The sequence below is a fragment of the Pseudomonas sp. SLFW genome (genome assembly GCF_009905615.1).
Lineage (GTDB): Bacteria > Pseudomonadota > Gammaproteobacteria > Pseudomonadales > Pseudomonadaceae > Aquipseudomonas > Aquipseudomonas bambusae.
The window spans coordinates 136,917-159,790 of the sequence record NZ_JAAAKW010000010.1; the positions used below are offsets into that span (position 1 = coordinate 136,917).

Sequence of the window (22,874 nt, forward strand, 5' to 3'; positions counted from 1 at the left end):
GTTTTGCAGATCGTCCAGGAGGTCCTGAATGCCTGCAGAACTGCCGATCTCGCAACACCTGTCCATCAAACAAGCCCGTCGTCTGGCACTGGCAGCCCAAGGCTTCAATAGCCGTCAGCCGCCCGCGACGATTACGGCTCGCCACGTCACCCGATTGATCGAGCGCCTTGGCGTGCTGCAGATCGATTCAGTCAACGCGCTGGTGCGCTCGCACTACCTGCCGCTTTATTCCCGCTTGGGTAACTATCCGCAGAAACTGCTGGATCAGGCCGCGTGGAGTCAGGGTCGACACCGAAAGCTGTTCGAATACTGGGGGCATGAGGCGTCGTTGTTGCCGGTCGAGTTGTACCCGCTGATGCGCTGGCGCATGCAACGGGCGTCGCAAGGCGAGGGCATCTACCAGCACATGGCCAAGTTCGGACGGGAGGAGCAGTCGACCATCGCCCGCGTGTTGCAGGCTGTTCGCGAACAGGGCGCGCTGGGAGCGGGCACGCTCAATACCCGTCAGGAGCGCGCGGGTCCCTGGTGGGACTGGAGCGCCGAAAAGCTTGCGCTGGAATGGCTGTTCGCGGCGGGCGAAGTCACCGTGGCCGGGCGTCGAGGGTTCGAGCGTCTCTACGATCTGCCGGAGCGGGTATTGCCCGAAGCCATCATCAACCACCCCGAACTGGCCGAAACGGACGCGCAGCGCGATTTGCTGCTGCACGCGGTTCACGCGTTGGGTGTGGGCACTGAGAAAGACATTCGCGATTACTTCCGCCAAGACCCCTTACCGGCGAGGCAGGGCTTGGCCGAGCTGGTGGAGGCGGGCGCGATTCAACGGGTTCAGGTCAAAGGATGGAAACAGCCTGCCTATGCCCTGCCGGATTTCAGCGTTCCCCGAAAAATCACGGCCAGTGCGCTGCTGTCACCCTTCGATTCCCTGATCTGGGAGCGGGCCAGGACCGAGCGCCTGTTCGATTTCCACTATCGGCTGGAAATCTACACCCCGGCCCACAAGCGGGTGTACGGCTATTACGTGCTGCCCTTCCTGTACGATGAGCGCATCGCGGCTCGCATCGATTTGCGTGCGGAACGGGCGGCAGGAAGGCTGGCCGTGCACGCCGTTCACGAGGAGGAACCGGGGCTGGACGAGGAGGGGATGCACGCGTTAGCCGTTAACCTGCGACGACTGGCCGACTGGCTGGGGCTGCCGGAAGTGCTGATCAACTGCCCCCGCGCCAGTGCGGCGCGGTTGCGTGTTGCGTTTGTCGACGTGGGGTTGCGACGCGTCTGACGGATTGACGCCATGTCGGCGGCGGGCGCCGGCTCCCGCAATGACTCTGCGCTCAGCCAAATCTGCGCGCAGGGCACTCGGGTCGATTTACCGCCGAACCTGCTTCAACGTCTCGGCAATCAAGAACGCCAGCTCCAGCGACTGATCCGCGTTCATCCGCGGGTCGCAATGGGTGTGGTAACGGTCCGACAAGCCATCCTCGGTAATCGGACGCGCGCCGCCGATGCACTCGGTAACGTTCTGCCCGGTCATTTCGATGTGAATCCCGCCCGCGTACGTCCCCTCGGCCTGATGCACCTGGAAGAACTGCTTCACCTCGCCCAGAATCTGCGCGAAGTCGCGGGTCTTGTAACCGCTGCTGGCCTTGATCGTATTGCCGTGCATCGGGTCCGAGCTCCACAGCACCTGCTTGCCCTCGCGCTCGACGGCCCGGATCAGCCCTGGCAAGTGATCGCCGACCTTGTTGGCGCCCATGCGCGCGATCAGGTTCAAGCGACCCGGGTCGTTGTCCGGGTTGAGGATGTCGATCAGGCGGATCAGGTCGTCGGTGTTCATGCTCGGACCGACTTTCACGCCAATCGGGTTCTTCACCCCGCGCAGAAACTCCACGTGCGCGCCGTCGAGCTGACGCGTGCGATCGCCGATCCACAGCATGTGCGCGGAGCAGTCGTAGAAGTCGTTGGTCAGGCTGTCACGGCGAACGAAGGCTTCTTCGTAATTGAGCAGCAACGCTTCGTGGGCGGTGAAGAAACTGGTTTCGCGCAGTTGCGGGGAGGTGTCCATGCCACAGGCGCGCATGAATGCCAGGGTCTCGTCGATGCGGTCGGCGAGCTGGCTGTATTTGTCAGAGAGCGCCGAGCCTGCGATGAAATCGAGGTTCCACTGGTGCACCTGGTGCAAGTCCGCGAAGCCACCTTGAGCAAACGCCCGCAGCAGGTTCAGCGTCGCGGTGGACTGGTGATAGGCCTGCAACAGACGATCCGGGTCCGGCACGCGGCTCTTCTCGTCAAAGCCGATGCCATTGACGATATCGCCGCGGTACGCCGGCAGTGTCACGCCATCGACAGTCTCGTCATTTGACGAACGCGGCTTGGCGAATTGCCCCGCCATGCGCCCGACCTTGACCACCGGGCAGCCGGCCGCGAAGGTCATGACGATCGCCATTTGCAGCAGCACCTTGAAGGTGTCGCGGATCTTCGCCGCTGAGAATTCGAAGAAACTCTCGGCGCAATCGCCACCCTGCAACAGAAACGCACGGCCTTGGGTCACCTCGGCAAACTGACGGCGCAACTCGCGGGCTTCACCGGCGAACACCAGCGGCGGAAAACTGGCCAGCGACTGCTCGACACGTCGAACATGGTCGGCGTCGGGGTACTGGGGTTGTTGCTGGATGGGCAGGCTCCGCCAGCTGTCGGGGCTCCAGGGTTGGCTCATGGTGAACTCGAAGTCAGTGCAATCGGACGGTCATGTTAGCAGTTCGCCCCGATAATTTGCGTGACCTGCGGGGTGCGCTTGGCCGACAATCCGCTCGCAAATTCGATTGACCGAGAGAACAGCAATGACCGAGGAGCGTGTTGAGCGCGTGCTGGCTGAAGTCCACGATGACTTCGGCATGATTCGCGTGCTGGAAGTGGAGGGTTACCGCTTCCTGGAGTTCGGCGACGCCATCGAGCAAAGCTGCACGTTCACGGCTGATCCTGCGTGGCTGGAATACGACTACACCCGCGCGATGCTGATCGGCGCGTTGTGCCACGAAGCGCCAGAGAGTGCGCTATTCATGGGCCTCGGCGCGGGTACGCTGACCCAGGCGTGCCTCAAGTTTCTGCCGCTGGACGACGTCGAGGCCATCGAGTTGCGTCCGGACGTACCGCGCCTCGCCATGGAATACATGGGGCTGGCGGACGATCCGCGCCTCTATATCCGCATTGGCGATGCGCTGGAATTGCTGCCCACTGCTGAAAGCGCCGACCTGATCTTCGTCGACCTCTACACCGACACAGGGCCGGCGGTGGGGCATCTGGCGTGGAGCTTTCTGGAAAAATGCCAACAGCGGCTCAATCCGGGCGGCTGGCTGATCATCAACCAATGGGCCTCGGACGATGGCAAACCGCTGGGGGCGGCGTTGCTGCGCGGGCTGTATCACCGCCATTACTGGGAGCTGCCGGTCAAAGAAGGCAACGTCATCCTCATCGTGCCTTCTGATCTGGACCAGACGCTGGACATGGACGCGCTGATCGAGCGTGCCGAAACCCTCGCGCCGCAACTGGGTTACTCGCTGTTGCCGTTGATCAAGACCGTGCGCCCTGCGACCTGACCGAGGCGTTCAGTGCCCGGTGAAATACCCCGGCCTGCGCTCGATCAAAGCGCGCAGGCCCTCCTTGGCGTCCTCGCTGGACATCACCTGTTTCATCAGCGCTGGCAGCTGTCGGGCTGCCGCGTCTTCCCCTTCACACACCGCCTGACGGGCCGACGCCAACGTCGCACGAACCCCCAGCGGTGCGCGTTCGGCGATGCGACCTGCGAGATGCAGCGCACACGGCAGCAAATCCTCGTACGCCATGATTTCCTGCACCAGCCCCATGCGCAACGCTTCATGGGCGTCGAACTCATCGCCGGTCAGCAGCCAGCGCATGGCATTACCCCACCCGGCGATCTGGTGCATGCGCAAGGTTGCGCCGCCAAATGCGAACAGGCCGCGTTGCACTTCGAGCTGCGAAAAGCGGGTGTTGCTGGCGCACAGGTTGATGTCGGCGGCCAGCATCAGTTCGATGCCTAGCGTGAAACAGTAGCCCTGCGCCGCGACGATCACCGGTTTTGTGACGCGCGGCCCTGCGAAAACGCCCCAAGGGTCGTAGCCGCCTTCCGGCAACTGCCAGCCGTTCATCAGTGTTTCGCCGGTGTCCGCCAGGTCCAGCCCGCCCGTGAAGTGCTCGCCATGGGCAAACACCACGGCGACCCGCGCCTGATCGTTACGTTCGAACTCACCGTAGGCCAGGCTGAGCTGATTGAGCATGTCCATGTCGAAGGCGTTGCGCTTGGCCACCCGGTCGAGCCCGATGAGCATGATGGCGCCGCGTTGTTCCCGGCTGACGTGGCCTTTGATCGAAGAGGTCATGTCGCTATTCCTGCAGGCTGAGGAGAAGAGGAGGGTGGGCTGCCTGACTGATGAGGTGAATCGTTTAAGCCCCCGCCGCCAGTAATACCGGGCTTTAAAAAAATAGACACTGACACAGGTTTGCGCAAAGCCTGTGACAGTTAGACGCAAGCACTTCTCTGTGTGAAAAAAATACTCACTTTTTTTGGCATTTCCGGTATAGTGCGCGCCGGCCTTTCATAGGGCCCTCGTCACGGTATGGGTTTGCGAAGCCTTCTTCGCAGGCTGGTTCCAACACGAACTATCCTTGACGATCCATTCATCAATACGTTTTCGCAAATCCCCGCCGACAAAGCAGCCAGGGTGACTCTAGGGTCTTACACGGCACGCGCAGCTTTGAAGCATGGGTCTTTGCGGATGCACTCAGAGGCAGACCCATGACCCAGGAAACCGGCGGCTTCGCCGCTCTCGACCTTCATCCGAATATTGTTGCAGCCGTTATCGCTACCGGCTACGAAGAGCCCTCGGCCATTCAGCAGCAATCGATCCCGATTATTCTTGCTGGTCACGACATGATCGGTCAGGCGCAGACAGGTACCGGTAAAACCGCGGCCTTCGCACTGCCTATCCTGAACCGCATCGATCCGGCAAAACGCGAGCCGCAAGCGCTGATCCTCGCGCCGACCCGCGAACTCGCCCTGCAAGTCGCCACCGCGTTCGAAACCTACGCCAAGCAAATGCCGGGCGTGACCGTCGTGGCCGTCTACGGCGGTGCGCCGATGGGCCCACAGCTGAAAGCCATCCGCAACGGCGCGCAAATCGTCGTCGCTACCCCGGGCCGCCTGTGCGATCACCTGCGTCGTGACGAAAAAGTCCTGGCGACCGTGAACCACCTGGTGCTCGACGAAGCTGACGAAATGCTGAAGCTGGGCTTCATGGACGACCTCGAAGTCATCTTCAAGGCCATGCCTGAAACTCGCCAGACCGTGCTGTTCTCGGCGACCCTGCCGCAGTCGATCCGTGCGATCGCCGAGCGTCACCTGAAAGACCCGAAACACGTCAAGATCCAGAGCAAGACCCAGACCGTCACCGCGATCGAGCAGGCTCACCTGCTGGTTCACGCTGACCAGAAGACCTCTGCCGTGCTGAGCCTGCTGGAAGTCGAAGATTTCGACGCCCTGATCATGTTCGTTCGCACCAAGCAGGCCACTCTGGACCTGGCGAGCGCTCTGGAAGCCAAAGGCTACAAGGCTGCCGCGCTGAACGGCGACATCGCCCAGAACCAGCGTGAGCGCGTCATCGACTCGCTGAAAGATGGTCGCCTGGACATCGTTGTCGCGACCGACGTCGCTGCCCGTGGTCTGGACGTTCCGCGCATCACTCACGTATTCAACGTCGACATGCCGTACGATCCGGAATCCTACGTTCACCGTATCGGCCGTACTGGCCGTGCCGGTCGCGAAGGCCGTGCGCTGTTGCTGGTGACCCCGCGTGAGCGTCGCATGCTGCAAGTGATCGAGCGTGTGACCGGTCAGAAAGTCGCCGAAGTTCGCCTGCCAGACTCGCAAGCCGTTCTCGATGCCCGCATCAAGAAACTGACCAACAGCCTCGCGCCACTGGTGGCCGATGCCGAAGCCAGCCATGGCGAGCTGCTGGACCGTCTGACTGCTGACATCGGTTGCACCCCGCGTGCCCTGGCTGCCGCACTGCTGCGCAAGGCCACCAACGGCCAGGCGCTGACCCTCGCTGCCATCGAGAAAGAGCGTCCATTGGTGCCGAACAATGCACCGCGTGGCGACCGTGCCGATCGTCCGTCGGGCGACCGTCCTGATCGTGGCGACCGCGAGCGTCGTGCGCCAATGCCACTGGCTGAAGGCCGTGCACGTTGCCGTACCGCGCTGGGTGCGCGTGACGGTATCGCTGCCAAAAACCTGCTGGGCGCCATCCTCAACGAAGGCGGTCTGGCTCGCGAAGCCATCGGCCGCATCCAGGTGCGTGACAGCTTCAGCCTCGTCGAGCTGCCGGAAGACGGCCTTGAGCGTCTGCTGGCCAAGCTGAAAGACACCCGCGTTGCAGGCAAACAGCTGAAGCTGCGTCGCTATCGCGAAGACTGATTGGCGTTGAGCTGATCGTCTGAACGAAAAATCCCCGACTGGTTCGGGGATTTTTTTGTCTGCGTTTTGGTGCGACGTGATTAATGAGGAGCGGGCAATCAATTACCCAAACCGGTAAATATCCATCCCCAACGCGCCCATGGTGAAGCCCTGATACGCGGCGCTGAACTCACCTCCGGCACCCCGTGCGAAATACAGCGGCAGCAGATGCTCATCGCTCGGATGATTACGCACAGCATTCGGCGCCTGGCGGCGGTAGTCGTGCAGGGCGTTTTCATCATTGGCGGCCAGCTTTTCCACCATCCAGTCACGGAAGGTCAATGCCCATGGCTCGACGCTTTCCGGTCCGGCGTGCCAGTCCAGCTCACGCAGATTGTGGGTAATGCTGCCCGAGCCGATCACCAACACATCTTCTTCGCGCAATTGGCTCAGCGCTTTGCCGACGCGAGTCTGCAGCTCAGGCCCCATGCGCGTTGGCAGCGACACCTGCACGACCGGGATGTCGGCCTGAGGGTACATCAACGACAACGGCACCCAGACGCCGTGGTCAAAGGGACGGCGGCTGTCCACAACGGCAGGCAAATCAGCGGCTGCCAATAAATCCACCACCCGTTGCGTCGTCTCGGGATGGCCGGACGCGGGGTATTGGACGGCAAACAACGCAGCGGGGAAACCGCCGAAGTCATGCCAGGTTTCCGGTTGCGGATTGCCATTGACGCGCAAGTCATTGCTTTCCCAGTGCGCGGAGACGATCACAATAGCTTTTGGCCGAGGCATGGAAGCCGCCAGACGCCGCAACGCCGGGCCACTCTCGCCGGGTTCCAGCGCAAGCATTGGGGAGCCATGAGAAATGAACAGGCTAGGGAACATGTGCGGGCGTCCTGAGCGTATAAGATAGTGGCCATGATCAGGCAGATCATTGATCTAAATCTAATATAAGTTTTTGTGCCGTTTGATCGAAATATCAGGAGCATTTATGGAGCCACAGTTTTGGCATGAGCGTTGGGCGATCAATCAGATTGGCTTCAATCAGTCAGAGGTGAATCCGTATCTTGTGAAGCTGTGGCCTGAATTGAACGTAAAGCCCGGTGAGCGCGTTCTGGTGCCGCTGTGCGGAAAGACCGTCGACATCAATTGGCTGGCCGATCAAGGACTGCAGGTGCTCGGCGCCGAGCTTTCCGAGAAGGCGGTCCAGGCCTGGTTCAGCGAAAACGGGTTTTTACCGGAGATCGAAACCCGCGGTGCGTTCAAGGTTTACGCCCACAAGAACGTCGAAATCTGGTGCGGTGATTTCTTCGCGCTCAAACCGAAGGACGTCGGGCATTGCACTGCGTGGTACGACCGAGCCGCAATCATTGCGCTGCCGTCAGACATGCGCTGGCGTTACGTCGAGCAGATCAATCGCCTCATGGCCCAAGACTCTCGCGGTCTGCTGATCACCCTGGACTACGATCAGTCTCAGGTCGACGGCCCGCCGTTTTCGGTGGATGAAGATGAAGTGCAGCAACTGCTGTCGCCGGAATGGCGAGTGAAAATGGTCGGCGAGGGCGACGTGTTGGAGCAAAGCCCCAAGTTCAAACAGGCGGGCGCGACGCGTTTGATGGAGTATGCGTATCGGCTGTTTCGGCGGTAACAACGGAGGCCTGCCTCGGCCGTAGAACGGTTTTCATGGCAAAAGAAAGGGCGACCGAAGTCGCCCTTTCTTGTACCTGCGGTGCGCCGTATCAACCCCGACGACGCAACGCCTCGATGCGGTCTTCCAGCGCTGGGTGGCTCATGAACAGACCCGCCAGGCCATGCTTCAAGCCGCCGTTGATGCCGAACGCCGTCAGGCTGTCGGGCATCTGCACTGGCACGCCTTGTTCCGAACGCAGGCGCTGCAAGGCGCTGATCATCGCGCCTGTACCGGCGAGGCGGGCACCGGCGTCGTCTGCGCGGTATTCGCGTTTGCGCGAGAACCACATGACGATGGCGCTGGCCAGGAAGCCCAGGACGATCTCGGCGAAGATGGTCGCGATGTAGAACGCCATGCCACGGCCTTCTTCGTTCTTGAAGATCACTTTATCGACGAAGTTGCCGATGATCCGCGCGAAGAACATCACGAAGGTGTTCACCACGCCTTGAACCAGCGCCAGTGTCACCATGTCACCGTTGGCGACGTGGCCGATTTCGTGGGCCAGCACGGCTTTCACTTCGTCGGGCGAAAAGCGCTCCAGCAAGCCCTGGCTGACAGCGACCAGTGCATCGTTCTTGTTCCAGCCGGTGGCGAAGGCGTTCGCTTCGTAGGCCGGAAAAATCCCGACTTCCGGCATCTTGATGCCAGCGTCGCGGGACAGTTGTTCAACGGTTTGCAGCAGCCATTGTTCATGGCGGGTGCGGGGTTGGGTGATGATTTCGGTCCCGGTGCTCATCTTCGCCATCCACTTGGAGATGAACAGCGAGAACAGCGAGCCAGCGAAACCAAAAACGGCGCAGAAAATCAGCAGCTGATTGAGGTTGAGGTCAACCCCGTTGGCCGCCATGAACCCATTGAAGCCAAACAGGCTCAAGGTGATGCTGGCAATCAGCACGACCGCAAGGTTAGTGGCCAAGAACAGCAAGATGCGCATCATGGTGTGGAATTTCTCCTCGTGAAGAATGTGTAACGCGTTGCGGGGTATATAAGGTGATGTCGGTGGGTATTCAACCGGGCGACTATTTCAAACTGTGTCGTTTGCATCGCCCGGGTCATTATGGACCCTGAGCGGGAGGGTGGCGGTAGCGCCATTGTTTGAATCGGGGGCTGCATGGCCTGATCGTTGTCCGATCATTCACAGGCTCGGTGTGGTAACGCCGCGTAGGACGCTCTGCGTCCGTTGCCGGGGTGAAGCGGAACGTCAGTGGACGCATGCCCACGCAGGGCGTGGGCATGCTCGGCACAAACGCACCGTTATTGCTTGTACGTCTTGAGGAAGTTACCGATACGGCCAATTGCCGCTTCCAGGTCATCCACACGTGGCAAGGTCACTACGCGGAAGTGGTCCGGCCATGGCCAGTTGAATGCCGTGCCTTGAACGATCAGCAGCTTCTCGGACAGCAGCAGGTCCAGCGCGAACTTCTCGTCGTTGTGGATCGGGCAGACTTTCGGGTCGATGCGCGGGAACGCGTACAGCGCGCCCATCGGCTTCACGCAGCTGACGCCGGGAATGTCATTGAGCAGTTCCCAGGTCCGGTTGCGCTGTTCCAGCAGGCGGCCTGGCGGCAGAATCAGGTCGTTGATGCTCTGATAGCCCCCCAACGCGGTCTGGATCGCATGCTGGCTCGGCACGTTGGCGCACAGGCGCATATTGGCCAGGATGTCGATGCCTTCGATGTAGCTCTGGGCGTTGTGCTTCGGACCGGAAATGGCGATCCAGCCGGAGCGGAAACCGGCCACGCGATAGGACTTCGACAGACCGTTGAAGGTCAGGCACAGCAAATCCGGCGCCAGCGACGCGGTGCAGATGTGCACGGCGTCGTCGTACAGAATCTTGTCGTAGATTTCGTCAGAGAACACCACCAGGTTGTGCTGGCGAGCGATTTCCAGCATGCCCAGCAACACTTCTTTCGAATAGACGGCGCCGGTCGGGTTGTTCGGGTTAATGATCACCATCGCCTTGGTGTTCGGCGTGATCTTGGCCTTGATGTCGTCCAGATCAGGCCACCAGTTGGCCTGCTCGTCACAGAGGTAATGGACGGGGCTGCCACCGGACAGGGCGACCGCTGCGGTCCACAGCGGGTAGTCAGGGGCCGGCACCAGCACTTCGTCACCGTTGTTCAGCAGCGCCTGCATCGACATCACGATCAGCTCGGACACGCCGTTGCCCAGGTAGATGTCTTCGATACCGACACCCTCGACCTGCTTTTGCTGGTAGTACTGCATCACGGCCTTGCGCGCGCTGAACAGGCCCTTGGAGTCGCTGTAGCCCTGTGCGGTCGGCAGGTTGCGGATCACGTCCTGCAGGATTTCGTCCGGCGCCTCGAAACCAAACGGCGCCGGGTTGCCGATGTTCAGCTTGAGGATGCGATGGCCTTCCTCTTCCAGGCGTTTGGCGTGCTTGAGCACGGGCCCGCGAATGTCGTAGCAGACGTTGGCGAGCTTGTTCGATTTGCTGAACTGCATGTGATTGATCCCGACAATAAAAGGGTTCGCCGTGAGAGAGGAGCGCGAACCGCTGAGCACGACGCCATCAAAATGAATTTGTATGCCTTGAAGGCCGGTGACAGACTGGCGTCCAACGAAGGCGCAATCATACGTGCCACCCGACCCGTGGAAAAGACACAGATCGGGCTTTTTGAATGGTGGAGGTGTACCCGTGGACAAGCTGGAAAAATCCCTCGAAGAATGGAAACAGATGCTCGACCCAGAGCAGTACCAGGTCTGCCGTCTGAAGGCCACCGAGCGACCCTTCACCGGCAAATACAACAGCACCAAGACCGATGGTGTTTACCACTGCGTGTGCTGCAACGAAGCCTTGTTCGACTCAACCACCAAGTTCGATTCAGGCTGCGGCTGGCCGAGTTTTTACGCGCCGCTCGAAGGCAGCGCGGTGGTGGAAGTGCGCGACGTGAGCCACGGCATGATTCGCACCGAAGTGGTGTGTGCCAAGTGCGACGCCCACTTGGGCCATGTCTTTCCTGACGGCCCGCCGCCGACCGGACTGCGCTACTGCATCAACTCGGTGTGCCTGGATCTGGTGCCCCGCGCTGCCTGATGCCGTGATATCACGCTGAACAATTGAATGGCGCGCCAACCACTGGCGCGCTAATTTGGCGGTTTGATCCTTTCGAGACGCGGCCATGAGCGAACAGTTGCTGAACATCCCGGTGCAGACGATCAAGGGCGAGCAAAAGACCCTTGCCGATTACGTAGGCAAGGCGGTGCTGGTCGTGAACACCGCCAGCAAGTGCGGCTTCACTCCGCAATACAAGGGGCTCGAAGAGCTGTGGCAGACCTATAAAGATCGTGGGCTGGTGGTGCTGGGCTTCCCCTGCAACCAGTTCGGGAAACAGGAACCCGGCAACGAAGGCGCGATTTCCGAGTTTTGCGAGCTGAATTACGGGGTCAGTTTTCCGCTGTTCAAGAAGATCGACGTCAACGGCAGCGACGCTCATCCGTTGTTCGTGCAGTTGAAGAAACAGGCGCCCGGGCTGCTGGGCTCCGAGCGCATCAAGTGGAACTTCACCAAATTTCTCGTGGGTCGCGACGGCAAGCTGGTCAAGCGTTACGCGCCGCTGACCAAGCCGGAAGAGCTGAAGTCGGATATTGAAGCGCTGCTCAGATAAAGCCGCCGCGCGCGTCAAGCGTCAAGCTGCAAGCCTGGCGCTGATCAACCTGTCGCTTAAAGCTTGACGCTCGAAGCTGCTGTCCACTGATCCAGCATGTTCACCAGCTCTTCCTTGTGAAACGGCTTCGCTAGATAGTCATTCATCCCCGCGTTCCGGCAATGCTCTCGCTCTTCGGGCATGGCGTTGGCGGTCAGGGCGATGATAGGCAGGTCGGGCCATTTGCCGCTCTGGCGAATCAGGCGTGTTGCTTCGTAGCCATCCAGCACCGGCATGTTGCAGTCCATCAGCACCAGATCGAAGTGATTGCGCTCAAGTTGTTGTATCGCTTCGTCGCCGTGGCTGGTGACCACCACGTCACACCCCAACTTGCTCAACATGCCCTTCGCGACCAATTGGTTCACCGGGTTGTCTTCGACCAACAGAATGCGCGCACGGTGGGCCACTGGTTTCGGGCTGGGCAGGCGATCGCCGTTCAAAACGTCCTCGACGTGCAGGCTTTGCCGCAACGCTTGATGCAAAATCTGCCGCGACAGGGGGCGCGCCTGTTGATGCAGTGGCGCCAGGGCGATGACCTGATCAGCTGGCATGAAATTGCCATACGCCGTCACCAGCAGAATCGGAATGCCCGTTCCAGGGCGCATCCCCACCAGGCATTCCGGGCAATCAGTGATCAGCAGATCAGGCTGTACATTGGGTTGTGAGTGGTTCGCCGAAAAGTGCCGGTAATCAATGCCCCATTCCGGCAGCAAGCGGCTGAGCAGCTCCGTCAGGCCGCTGCCCTTGGCGCTGACCACCACCACATGGCCTTTGAGCGCGGGCCACACGGGGGCTGGCGTGTGGGCCGGTAGCGGCAGATCGGCGTAGAAGCGGCTTCCGACGCCGGGGGTGGATTCGATATTCAGTTGCCCGTCCATCGCTTTACACAAATTGTGGGTCAGGGTCAGCCCCAGCCCAGTGCCGCCGTACTGGCGGGTGATGGCGGCTTCGGCCTGGGTGAATGGCTCGAAAATCTTCGCCTGTGCGTCCTGAGGGATGCCGATGCCGGTGTCGCACACTTCGATGCGCACTTTGCTGCCCTGCTGACTCAGGCGCACGTCCACACGCCCGGCACGGGTGAACTTCAGCGCATTCGACAGCAGGTTGCTGACGACTTGCCGTACACGCGTTGGGTCGCCCATGACCAACGCCGGGAAGCGGGGATCGATCAGGCATGTCAGCTCAACGCTGGGCGCGGCGTTTTGCGAGAGCAGATTGGCGGTGTCTTCGATCAGGGTGCCGAGGTCGAACGGGATGCGCTCCAGCTCTAACTGGCCCGCGTCGAATTTCGACAGGTCGAGGATGTCGTTGAGCAGCTCCACCAGCACCTTGCCCGAGTCATGGGCGATGGACAGTTGCTGACGTTGTTCCGCGCTGAGCGGGCCGTCCAGTGACAACGCCAGCATGCCCAGCAGACCGTTGAGCGGGGTGCGGATCTCATGGCTCATGTGCGCCAGAAAGGCCGAGCGGGCGTGGGCCATGTCCAGTGCCGTGCTGCGGGCAAGCTGTAGCTCTTCGTTGGACTGGCTGAGGCGCGCGTTGCTGGACTTGAGCTCTAGGGTGCGGGCGGAGACCACGTTTTCCAGCTCGTTGAGGTGCTCGGTCAAGCGGTTCTCAGCGTCTCGACGACGGCAGAACTCACTCGCCACGTTTTCGAACTGCTGATTCGCCACTTGCACCAGCACGCCGATTTCGTCGTTTTCATGGCCGGGCGGGCAGGGCAGTGGCGTTTGTGTGGGGCTGCGGGAGTCGCGGCTGGACAGGGCGCGGATGACCCCGGTCAGCGGTTTGGTCAGGGTCAGGTAATACAATCCCAATAGAATCCCGGCAAACACCAGGCTGCGGACAAAGCCGCCAAGCAACGTGATCACCGCCCGTTGCAGAAAATGGCTGCCGAACGCGTAGGTGTCGACATCCAGGTACAGGGCGCCGATGGCTTCGTTCGGCATGTGATCCAAGTGCAGGACATCCACGAACTCACGGCTCTGGCCGAACAGGCCGTCGCTGATCAGGCGATAGGGGCTTTCTGCTGGCGGCCGTGTGACGGACGCCAGCAACACATTGTTGTTGTCCATCAGCCGAGCACCGATCACGGCCGGGGAGCGAAGCAAGCCAAGGGTCAGCTCTTGCGCGAGCTCGGCGTCGATGTTGTAGGCGACGCGCGACGCCGGGTTGTGGCTGATTTGCAGCAACGAGCGAATTTCACGATCGATAGAAGCGTCTTCGCTGGCATAATCGATTGCAATTTGTATCAGGCTGAACAGCGTTCCCAATAGAAAGCCGAGCAGAACGGTCAAACGGACCTGTTTGTACGACAGTCGGTGGGTAAGTCGAATATCCATAGGGGCGCTTGATCCATGGGGCACGTGCACTTCTTGTGTCCATTGCGGGCCAAGCATAGCTGATCGCACAACGCCTTTAACCCGTTAAATCAAGGAGAAATCGTGGATTCTCGATTGAACGCATTTCTGGAGCGCGCCGAATCGGTTCTGGCGCGACTTGAACCGCTCTTGCCAGCCGTTCGTGAGCCGGTGGATTGGGAAACATCCCTTGCAGCACGTTGGGTGCGCGAAGGGCGCAGCGGTTATCTGATGCCACTGGACGTGACGCTGGACATGCGCCTGTCCGACCTTATCGGCGTCGATCAGCAGCGCGAGCAACTGGGCCGCAATACCCAGCAGTTCATCGACGGCCTGCCTGCCAACCACGCTTTGTTGTGGGGTTCGCGGGGCACAGGCAAATCGTCGCTGGTGCGCGCCTTGCTCGCCGAACACGCCAAGGTCGGTCTGCGACTGATCGAGATCGAGCGGGATCATCTCGGGGATTTGCCGCGAGTGGTCGAGCAATTACAGAAGCTGCCGCAGCGTTTCGTGCTGTTTTGCGACGATCTGTCGTTCGAGTCCGGCGAGGGCGATTATCGCGTGCTCAAAAGCGTACTGGATGGTTCGTTGGAGCAGGCGCCCGATAACGTCCTGCTCTACGCCACCTCCAACCGCCGCCATCTGGTACCGGAAAAAGAGAGCGACAACGCCCACTGGCAGCGCGGCGAGGACGGCGAAATCCATCCGAGCGAAGCCGTGGAAGACAAGATTGCCCTGTCCGACCGTTTCGGGCTGTGGCTGTCGTTCTACCCGTTCACTCAGGAGCACTTCCTGAACGTGGTGGAACATTGGGTCGGTGAACTGGCGGCCAAGGCCGGGTTGCAGTGGCAGCGCGATCACGAACTCGACATTCTGGCCGTGCGCTGGGCAACCGGTCGCGGCAACCGCAACGGCCGCTGCGCCTATCAGTTCGCCCGTTATTGGGTGGGTTTGAAAATGCTGGAGCAACATCCATGATCGATTTGAACGCAACGGGCGAGGGTCTCGACGGCTATCGCCTGCTCACGGCACAACTGGAATCCCTGCTCGCGGACGAGCGCGACTTCATCGCCAATGCCGCGCAGTTTTCAGCGTTTCTGTATACCCAGCTGGAAGATTTGAACTGGGCCGGTTTCTACCTCAACCGCAACGAAGAACTGGTGTTGGGGCCATTTCAAGGGCAAATCGCCTGTGTGCGCATTCCGTTCGGCAAGGGCGTATGCGGTACTGCGGCAGCGACTCGCGAGACCCAACGCGTGCTCGACGTGCACGAATTCCCCGGCCACATCGCGTGTGACAGCGCGTCCAACAGCGAACTGGTCGTGCCATTGGTCAAGGAGGGGCGTTTGATCGGGGTATTGGACCTGGACAGTCCGAGCCTGGAGCGATTCAGCGATGCAGATCAGGCAGGGATCGAAGCGTTGGCGGCGATTTTTCTGAGATTGACGGATTGCTGAAGCGACGCGGATGCGTGTCTAGGAAATCTGTAGGAGCGAATTCATTCGCGATGGGGTGTTTCAGGCGACGAGTCTGTAGTGGCTGTACCGGCCTCTCGTCGGAATGCCGCCCAGAATGAATTCGCTCCTACGGAGGTGCCGCGTCGCCTGAGGTGCAGGGTCTGACGCGGATTCATCTGTAGGAGCGAATTCATTCGCGATGCGATGGATCGGGTCACGCCATCAGTCGTAGATGGCCTTCTTCTTCCATTCGGCATCGACCTCGTCCGCTTTCAAACCTGCCGTCAGCTCGTTGTTGTCGTCTTCGGTCGGTGCGATCTGGTCCAGCACCATCGCGTTGACCCGCGCCAATTGGCGCTCCATCGCTTGCAGGTGGGTTTTCCACGGAGCCGGTTCCGGCTGATTCTTCAGATACTGCACACCACGCTCGAACGCCAGACGCGCCTGACCCGGCTGATCCTGATTCAGTGCCTGCTGCCCCAGGTTGTTGAAGAACTCGATGTGCAGCAGCACCAGCATGCTGCGAATCTCGCGAACCCAGTGCTTGGCTTCAGCGGTCTGCAGGAACCCGTCGTGGGCGGCGCGAGTGACCTGGCCGTGCATCGCTTCCAGCAGAAAGCGCACGTCCTTGGCCTTGGCTTCGGTCTGAATCGGGCTGGTCGGATTGCTGATCTTGATGTTGTCGCCTTGGGCGATCAGCGCTTCCAGCTCTTTTTCGTGCTCTTGAATGCCAGGGTTATTGCGTCGCTCCAGCGCAATCAGGCGCTTGACCACGTTCAATTCCAGCCGCACCAGCAGCAGCTTGAGCGCAGGGCTCATCAGTTGACCGGGGAAGGTTTCGGACAACTCGCTGCAACGGCGCAGACGATCATTGAGTTCGACGAGAGTGCGAGCGCGCTCGACCTTTTTCTGCTCGGCGACGTGATTCAGATAGCCGATTGCGACCAGGAGTACGATGCCTGCTACAACCATCAGGGTGATAATCAGTGGTGTCACCGTACAAACCTCGATCTAATTGATTTTGCGCCGAGTGTAGTGGCTATGCACTGGCACGGAAAGGGCGCTGGTCGCGCCACTCTATATAGAAGCGCTTTCGCCTACACCGCTATCGGCCGTGGTTGACTGAAATAGAGGGCGAAGTCATTGATTTGAATAAATTTTCATAGAGGGGTTGACGACCCTTCCAACCATCCATAGAATGCGCGCCACTTGCAGCGTAAAGCACACAGCGAAGCGCAGCAGGGAGTGATTGTTGTAGCGTGTCCCCTTCGTCTAGTGGCCTAGGACACCGCCCTTTCACGGCGGTAACAGGGGTTCGAGTCCCCTAGGGGACGCCAATGCGGGAATAGCTCAGTTGGTAGAGCACGACCTTGCCAAGGTCGGGGTCGCGAGTTCGAGTCTCGTTTCCCGCTCCAATTTTAAGCAGCTTTGCCTAAGGGCAGGGTTGAGTGAAACCAGAACGCATCTTCGGATGTGAGTCTGGAACTGAAACACAACACCATGGTGTTTCAGGCAGTGTCCCCTTCGTCTAGTGGCCTAGGACACCGCCCTTTCACGGCGGTAACAGGGGTTCGAGTCCCCTAGGGGACGCCATATTGCGGGAATAGCTCAGTTGGTAGAGCACGACCTTGCCAAGGTCGGGGTCGCGAGTTCGAGTCTCGTTTCCCGCTCCAAATTCAAAAAAACGCCGCTCAACAGAGCGGCGTTTTTTTATGCGCGTTTTTTGGGGCGCTGTGTCGTCAGCCCTGATCGTTGAAAAGGTGAGGGCCTAGCCGAAGCCCTCACCTTTGCATCTAGCCTTTCAGCAATTCCAACAGCGCATCTGCATCCAGCTTCGCGCTGATTTCCCCGCCGTCCAGCAAACTGTCAGCCAGATCGCGCTTGTGCCCGTGCAGCCCGACGATCTGTTCTTCGATGCTGTTTTCAGTCACCAGGCGGTAGATCGTCACGGGGCGTTGTTGGCCCATGCGGTGGGCGCGGTCGCTGGCCTGGTCTTCCACAGCAGGGTTCCACCACGGATCGAGGTGGATCACATAATCCGCCGCAGTCAGGTTCAAACCGCTGCCGCCCGCTTTCAGGCTGATCAGAAAGATGCCGCCGACGCCTGCCTGAAAAGCGTTGACTCGGCTTTGCCGTTCCTTGGGCGGGGTGGAGCCGTCGAGGTATTGATACGCGATGCCCTGCTGATCGAGCCAGGCGCGGACGATGCTCAGGTGGTCGACGAACTGGCTGAACACCAGCGCCTTGTGGCGGTTCTCCAATAACTCATCGACGATTTCCTTGAAGGCTTCCAGCTTGCTGCTTTGCAAGGTTGAGCCCGGCAGGACCAGCGACGGGTGACAGCAGAAGCGGCGCAGGCGGGTGATTTCCGCCAGTACCTGCATGGATTTACCGGCCTTTGGATCAAGGCGGGACAGATGATCCACCGCCTGTCGACGCAACGCTTCGTATTGATGGGCTTCTTCGTCGGACAGCGGCACCTTGTAGGTGATCTCGGTGCGGGCCGGAAGCTCTTCGAGCACCTGGCTTTTCAGACGACGGAGGATGAACGGCTGGATCAGCGCCTTGAGTGCCCGACGCGCACCGACGTCACCCTGTTCGATGGGGGTGGCGAAGCGGGCGGCGAAACTGTCCTGACTGCCGAGCAACCCCGGATTGATGAAGCGGAACAGGTTCCACAGCTCGCCGAGGTGGTTTTCCAATGGGGTGCCGGTGGCGACCATGCGGAAATCGGACTCCAGCGTCATGACGGATTGCGAACGCTTGGTTTGAGCGTTCTTGATCGCTTGCGCTTCGTCCAGCACGACACTGCTCCAGCGTTGAGCCATGAACAGTTCCGCGTCAAGTTGCAGCAATCCATAGCTGACGATGACCAGGTCCCCCGGCCCCAAGTCAGCCAGGCTGCGCTGCTGTTGATACACCCGCACGTTGAGGCTGGGTGCGAAACGCAGGCTTTCCGCCTGCCAGTTGAGCGTGACCGACGTCGGCGCCACGACCAATTGGGGGCCGAGGCTGGCGCGCTGCAACAACAGCGCAAGGGTCTGCACGGTTTTGCCCAACCCCATGTCGTCCGCCAGACACGCGCCGACGCCCCAGTGGGCGAGACGTGAAAGCCAGACGAACCCGTCGTGTTGATAGTCGCGCAATTCGGCTTGCAGCGTGCCAGGCACTTGCGGCTGGTACTCGCGCAAGGATTGCAGCCGCTCAAGGTGCGATTGCCAGCTTGCATCCGCCTCGAACTGGCCGACCTCCTGCGCCAGATCGGCCAACAGGGGCGAGGTCAGCGCGCTGAGGCGCAAGCCCTGATCGGTGACCCGGTCAGCCAGGTGCGCCAGTTCGTCGAGGCGTTTTCGCAGGCTGTCATCAAGGGCCAGCCAGTCGCGCTCGTTGAGCTTGAGGAAGCGGCCGGGGCTGGCTTCCATCAGCTTGAGCAGCTCACGAAGTTCAAGCACGCGGCCGTCGTCAAGGGTGATGTTGCCCTGTACCACGAACCAGTCACCCTGCTGGCGCAGACCGATATTGAGGTTTTTCAGGCCTGATCGCGCCTTGATCCGCATCCGCTCGCCTTCCGGCCAGATGCAGTGCAGGTGTTCGCCGTCCAGCGCATGCAGCTCGCTCAACAATTGCAGCGCGTGTTGCGGCTGATCCAGCTGCCATTCCTGGCCGTCGCTGTCGGCGTTGGCGAGGCCCGGGCACGCGAGCAGCACCTGCTCCAGAGCGCGTCGCTCAGCCGCCAGATCCCGGCAGACTTGCAGCGGCTTGCCATCCCGTTCGGCGAGCAGATTTTCGGCGCCCTGGCCAGGGCGGAACCAGCTGCCATCGGCCTGCGGGCGTACCAACAACTGCAGACGCAAGCCTTCGGCCAATGGCAGCAGATGGGCATAAAGCCGTGTGTCGGCGGGCTCGCGGTCCAGGTGCCCGGTCAGCTCTGGCATGTCCGAATGGATCGGCAGCAGCGGGGCGATGGCGCTCACCACTTCGATCAACTGTTCTTTGGCCGACGCGGGCACGACCAGCCCTTCGCCGACGATTTCAGCGATTTTCCGCAACTCGCGGCTGATCGGGTAAATCAGCAGGCGCGTGGTGGTTTCCTTCTGGACGAAGGTTTCACTCGCTTCAAGCAGACCCAGGGGCTCAAGGTGCACGCGAATCTTCTCGGCGCTGGCGTGCAGGTGCAGTGACGCCTGGCCTGCCTGCAAGTCGATGCGCACGTCGGGGGCGTCTCGCCAGAACACCGCTGGGTGGCCGACCAGTCGCGGCAGGGCCTTGGACGCGGGGAGTTCGTATTCGGGGTTGCTGTACTGATAGCTCACCTGAATCACGCCGATGGTCTGACGGTCCTGCTCGGACAGGAAATCCATGGCCGGGCCATCTTCCACCAGACGTTTAAGCGAGACAGCACGCCCGCTGCTCCATTGCCCTTTGGCATTGCGCTTCTGTTCACGGGGTTCGACTTTTTCCCAATAGCCGTCGAGAAGCACGTGCCAGGCCAGGCGCGTGTTTTTTTCATCGGCGGCAGGTGTTGCGGTTGTCTTGCCGGGGCGAAGCTGGCTGAGGGCACTCAGGGCGTGCTCCCAGGCTTCCTGGCGATGCAGAAGCGTGACGAGCGGGCGAAGACCGGCGGCCTGATGCAGTTCGGCGAATTGCCGGGGCGTGCCGAATTGCACGGCGATCAACGCGTCGAACTCAGCGGCGAGCCACAGATACTGATCGCGTTGCAGCTCGTCGCGGCAGTCCTCCAGCTTGATGCGCCAGGCGTCGGTGCGCGCATGGGGCGAGTCGAGCCAGTACAGCGTGATGGCCACCAGCAGGCCATGCAGCCCATTTAATGTGATGTGGGCGAAGGACGGGAGTGGGGGGGATTTTTCTCCCGCGAGCTGGGCCATCAGGTAGGGGAAAACCTCGTAGGCCTCACCGTATCGTTCCTTGTTGCCCAGCGCCACGGCCTGCTTGAGCGAGGCGCGTTGCTTGGGATCGTTTTCTGCAAAGAGCGTCAGGCAGTAGAACGCATTGAGGATAGGCGGCAGATCAATCTTGCGCTTTTTGGTGAGCTTGCGCATTTCCGCCAGCCAGGCGCGCAGCAGAAGCAGTGTGTCGCTGACCTGGCCTCGCAGCGTCAGGTGAATCACCTGTTGCAGGAGCGCTGTCTCTTCCATCTCGACGTATTCAAGGGTGTCCCAATCGCCGCGCCACAGCGCCTGCAATGCCAACTCGACCCCCAATGACGGATGGGGGCGGGCTTCCATCTCGCGCAGTGCCAGCGAATAGCTTTGCCCCGCTGGGGCGAGGTAGAAGTTGAGCAGGCTGAGGTGATCCTCCAACAGCAGGCGTCGCATGTCGTCGCTGAACTCAGCAAACACCTGCAGTCCGTCCGGATCGCGTTGCAGCGCATACATCGGGTGTTCAGCCGGGGATTGGGCGAGGGTGAAGAGGGGGGACGCCAGCGACAGTGAGTCCGCCAGCCCTCCGAGGTTGTGGCCCAGCAGGTGAAACCAAAGATCTTGCAGGATTCGTGACCGGGTGGGGGTCTGCCACGCACTGAGCTGCGGCAGGCTGTCGAAAATCTCCTGCATCCAGAGACCGTAGTCCGGCGATTCCAGGAAGCTCCTCAACACCCGGTTTCGTTTCTCTGCGGTAACGGCGTAATAGCGTCCTTCGTGCCGCTCCTCCAGCATGACCCAACCCGCATCCTCCAGGGATTCCAGTATTGGCAGCAGGCTGTCGGCGTCGATCAGATGGCCATCGGCATCCTCGACGCCCACTGCGCGCACCAGTTTGAGCAGCGACGTTCTGCCTTTGCCGGGAAACGCCGTCACCAACCCGAAGAGGATCGCCATGCAGTAATCGGGTAGGTGTTCCTGGGTGATGACGGGCGTGGGCATGCAAGACCTCGTGACGCGATGGGTCATCGGGGAGAAGAGCGTGTCCCGAGACAAAAGCGACATTTTTCATCACTGGCAGAGTCTTGTCGATCAGCAATCCATTGAGGCGTGCTCAGGGAAGTCTCCATGCGTGCTGCGGGTGTATTGATGAATTGGCATATTTGCTTATAACAATAATGAATTTATTTAATGCTGAAGGCGATGTTATGGTTCTATCCCGCCGCACTGAGCTTCGCGCTTGGCCCGAGGCGATCAGTCGGCGACCGCACAGGCGGACCGGTATTCATGTTCATGAACCGGTTCCGATGGAACCCCTGTGGAGACCACTCGTGTCGATCAAATCCCGTCTGCTGCGCAACGCGTTATCTGCCTTTTGCTTCTCCGCTTTTATAGCGTCTACCCATGCCGCCGACTTGACCGTTGGCGATCAGAGCTACGGCGCCCGCACCGTCATGGAGGCAGCCGGTGTGCTGAAAGACCTGCCGTATTCGCTGGAGTGGAAGCAATTCACGGCCGGTTCTCCGGTGGCCGAGGCCTTGAACGTCGGCGCGCTGGACGTGGGCCTGTTGGGCGACGCTCCCGTTCTGTTTCTCGGCGCGTTGGGGGCGCCGATCAAGGTCATCGGCATTTCCCGGCAAAATCTGGAAGGCGTGGCGATCGTAGTGGGCAAGGATTCGTCGATCAAATCGGTGGCAGACCTCAAAGGCAAGCGTCTGGCGATCTGGAAAGGTTCATGGAGCCAGCAGTTGATGCTCACCGCGTTGGACAAAGCCGGCGTGGCGCGCGATGCCGTGGAGTATCGCTATCTGAGCGCGCTCGACGCATCCCATGCGCTGGACGGCGGTTCCGTGGACGCCATCGCCACGTGGGACCCCTACGTCATTCAGCAGGAGCGACAAGGCGCTCACGTGCTGGCAACGGCCAATACGTTGATCCCGGCGCAGAGTTTCATCGTCGCCAATGACAAAGCCATCAAGGACAAACGTGCGCAGATCACCGACTTCATTCAGCGCTTGCAGAAAGCGCGCGCCTGGTCGGTGGCCAACAAGCAGAACACCGATGCGTATGCCACGGCCTGGGCGGCGTTGAGCAAGGCCGATCCTGATGTGGCGCGGGGCTGGTTCGAGCGTTCGGCGACCACCGTGGTGCCCATTTCGCCGCAATCCATCGCTCAGGCCCAGCAGACTATCGACTTCTTCAACAAAGAGGGGCTGACGAAATCCTATCCGGCTGCCAATGTATTCGACGATTCGTTCAGTGCCGTGCTCGGGACGCCAGAGGCCGGGGCGACACAGGCGCAGCGTTAAGGGCACCACACGCGGTTTTCGATGAGCAGGATGGGGGAGTG

At 60.6% G+C, this 22,874-nt stretch carries 17 protein-coding genes and 4 tRNA genes; 13 read left to right on the plus strand and 8 right to left on the minus strand.

Going from position 1 to position 22,874, the window contains the following annotated elements; translation table 11 throughout:
* Nucleotides 1-28: 28 nt before the first annotated feature.
* Complete coding sequence (locus GVN17_RS18585) at nt 29-1,276, plus strand: winged helix-turn-helix domain-containing protein (RefSeq protein WP_166596717.1); 1,248 nt, start codon at nt 29-31, stop codon at nt 1,274-1,276.
* A gap of 87 nt (nt 1,277-1,363) precedes the next feature.
* Here the strand turns inward: GVN17_RS18585 and GVN17_RS18590 are convergent, their stop codons facing one another.
* The gene (locus GVN17_RS18590; RefSeq protein WP_166596718.1) at nt 1,364-2,710 is read right to left on the minus strand and encodes a class II 3-deoxy-7-phosphoheptulonate synthase; all 1,347 of its coding nucleotides are present in this window, start codon (nt 2,708-2,710) and stop codon (nt 1,364-1,366) included.
* Between the two features lie 124 nt (nt 2,711-2,834).
* Here GVN17_RS18590 and GVN17_RS18595 point away from each other — a divergent pair, with 124 nt between their 5' ends.
* Entirely contained in the window at nt 2,835-3,590 is a 756-nt protein-coding gene (locus tag GVN17_RS18595) for a spermidine synthase (RefSeq protein WP_166596719.1), read from the plus strand.
* Nucleotides 3,591-3,599: 9 nt separating this feature from the next.
* Here GVN17_RS18595 and GVN17_RS18600 read toward each other — a convergent pair whose 3' ends face one another.
* A complete protein-coding gene (locus tag GVN17_RS18600; RefSeq protein WP_166596720.1) occupies nt 3,600-4,391 on the minus strand; it encodes a crotonase/enoyl-CoA hydratase family protein in 792 nt (263 codons plus the stop codon).
* Nucleotides 4,392-4,807: 416 nt separating this feature from the next.
* Between GVN17_RS18600 and GVN17_RS18605 the strand changes: the two genes are divergently transcribed.
* A complete protein-coding gene (locus GVN17_RS18605) occupies nt 4,808-6,484 on the plus strand; it encodes a DEAD/DEAH box helicase (RefSeq protein WP_166596721.1) in 1,677 nt (558 codons plus the stop codon).
* Between the two features lie 102 nt (nt 6,485-6,586).
* Here GVN17_RS18605 and GVN17_RS18610 read toward each other — a convergent pair whose 3' ends face one another.
* Complete coding sequence (locus tag GVN17_RS18610; protein WP_166596722.1) at nt 6,587-7,354, minus strand: class III extradiol ring-cleavage dioxygenase; 768 nt, start codon at nt 7,352-7,354, stop codon at nt 6,587-6,589.
* A gap of 106 nt (nt 7,355-7,460) precedes the next feature.
* Here GVN17_RS18610 and GVN17_RS18615 point away from each other — a divergent pair, with 106 nt between their 5' ends.
* Nucleotides 7,461-8,117 carry a thiopurine S-methyltransferase gene (locus tag GVN17_RS18615; RefSeq protein WP_166596723.1) on the plus strand — a complete coding sequence of 219 codons (657 nt, stop codon included), beginning with the start codon at nt 7,461-7,463 and terminating at the stop codon, nt 8,115-8,117.
* A gap of 91 nt (nt 8,118-8,208) precedes the next feature.
* On the opposite strand, the gene htpX is transcribed toward GVN17_RS18615, so the two are convergent.
* Nucleotides 8,209-9,096, minus strand: a complete 888-nt coding sequence (htpX, locus tag GVN17_RS18620) for a protease HtpX (protein WP_166596724.1) — start codon at nt 9,094-9,096, stop codon at nt 8,209-8,211.
* Nucleotides 9,097-9,413: 317 nt separating this feature from the next.
* Nucleotides 9,414-10,625 (minus strand): pyridoxal phosphate-dependent aminotransferase, encoded by a 1,212-nt coding sequence (locus GVN17_RS18625; protein WP_166596725.1) that lies wholly within the window; start codon nt 10,623-10,625, stop codon nt 9,414-9,416.
* Nucleotides 10,626-10,818: 193 nt separating this feature from the next.
* Here GVN17_RS18625 and msrB point away from each other — a divergent pair, with 193 nt between their 5' ends.
* Nucleotides 10,819-11,217 (plus strand): peptide-methionine (R)-S-oxide reductase MsrB, encoded by a 399-nt coding sequence (gene msrB / locus GVN17_RS18630; RefSeq protein ID WP_166596726.1) that lies wholly within the window; start codon nt 10,819-10,821, stop codon nt 11,215-11,217.
* An 85-nt stretch (nt 11,218-11,302) separates the two neighbouring features.
* Nucleotides 11,303-11,788 (plus strand): glutathione peroxidase, encoded by a 486-nt coding sequence (locus GVN17_RS18635; RefSeq protein WP_166596727.1) that lies wholly within the window; start codon nt 11,303-11,305, stop codon nt 11,786-11,788.
* A gap of 56 nt (nt 11,789-11,844) precedes the next feature.
* On the opposite strand, the gene GVN17_RS18640 is transcribed toward GVN17_RS18635, so the two are convergent.
* Nucleotides 11,845-14,169, minus strand: a complete 2,325-nt coding sequence (locus tag GVN17_RS18640) for an ATP-binding protein (RefSeq protein WP_166596728.1) — start codon at nt 14,167-14,169, stop codon at nt 11,845-11,847.
* Nucleotides 14,170-14,271: 102 nt separating this feature from the next.
* Here GVN17_RS18640 and GVN17_RS18645 point away from each other — a divergent pair, with 102 nt between their 5' ends.
* Nucleotides 14,272-15,165, plus strand: a complete 894-nt coding sequence (locus GVN17_RS18645; RefSeq protein WP_166596729.1) for an ATP-binding protein — start codon at nt 14,272-14,274, stop codon at nt 15,163-15,165.
* Nucleotides 15,162-15,644 (plus strand): GAF domain-containing protein, encoded by a 483-nt coding sequence (locus tag GVN17_RS18650; protein ID WP_166596730.1) that lies wholly within the window; start codon nt 15,162-15,164, stop codon nt 15,642-15,644. Before GVN17_RS18645 ends, GVN17_RS18650 begins: the two co-directional genes overlap by 4 nt.
* A 222-nt stretch (nt 15,645-15,866) precedes the next feature.
* Here the strand turns inward: GVN17_RS18650 and GVN17_RS18655 are convergent, their stop codons facing one another.
* Nucleotides 15,867-16,640, minus strand: a complete 774-nt coding sequence (locus GVN17_RS18655) for a hypothetical protein (RefSeq protein ID WP_166596731.1) — start codon at nt 16,638-16,640, stop codon at nt 15,867-15,869.
* 265 nt (nt 16,641-16,905) lie between these two features.
* On the opposite strand from GVN17_RS18655, the gene GVN17_RS18660 reads away from it, so the two are divergent.
* From GVN17_RS18660 to GVN17_RS18675, 4 genes are all read left to right on the plus strand, one after another.
* Nucleotides 16,906-16,981, plus strand: a tRNA-Glu gene (locus tag GVN17_RS18660).
* Nucleotides 16,982-16,983: 2 nt separating this feature from the next.
* Nucleotides 16,984-17,059, plus strand: a tRNA-Gly gene (locus tag GVN17_RS18665).
* A 102-nt stretch (nt 17,060-17,161) separates the two neighbouring features.
* Nucleotides 17,162-17,237: transfer RNA gene (locus tag GVN17_RS18670), tRNA-Glu, on the plus strand.
* 4 nt (nt 17,238-17,241) lie between these two features.
* Nucleotides 17,242-17,317, plus strand: a tRNA-Gly gene (locus GVN17_RS18675).
* Nucleotides 17,318-17,437: 120 nt separating this feature from the next.
* Here the strand turns inward: GVN17_RS18675 and GVN17_RS18680 are convergent.
* Nucleotides 17,438-21,526, minus strand: a complete 4,089-nt coding sequence (locus tag GVN17_RS18680) for a DEAD/DEAH box helicase (RefSeq protein WP_166596732.1) — start codon at nt 21,524-21,526, stop codon at nt 17,438-17,440.
* 329 nt (nt 21,527-21,855) lie between these two features.
* On the opposite strand from GVN17_RS18680, the gene GVN17_RS18685 reads away from it, so the two are divergent.
* The gene (locus GVN17_RS18685; protein ID WP_371928574.1) at nt 21,856-22,833 is read left to right on the plus strand and encodes an ABC transporter substrate-binding protein; all 978 of its coding nucleotides are present in this window, start codon (nt 21,856-21,858) and stop codon (nt 22,831-22,833) included.
* Nucleotides 22,834-22,874 lie beyond the last annotated feature (41 nt).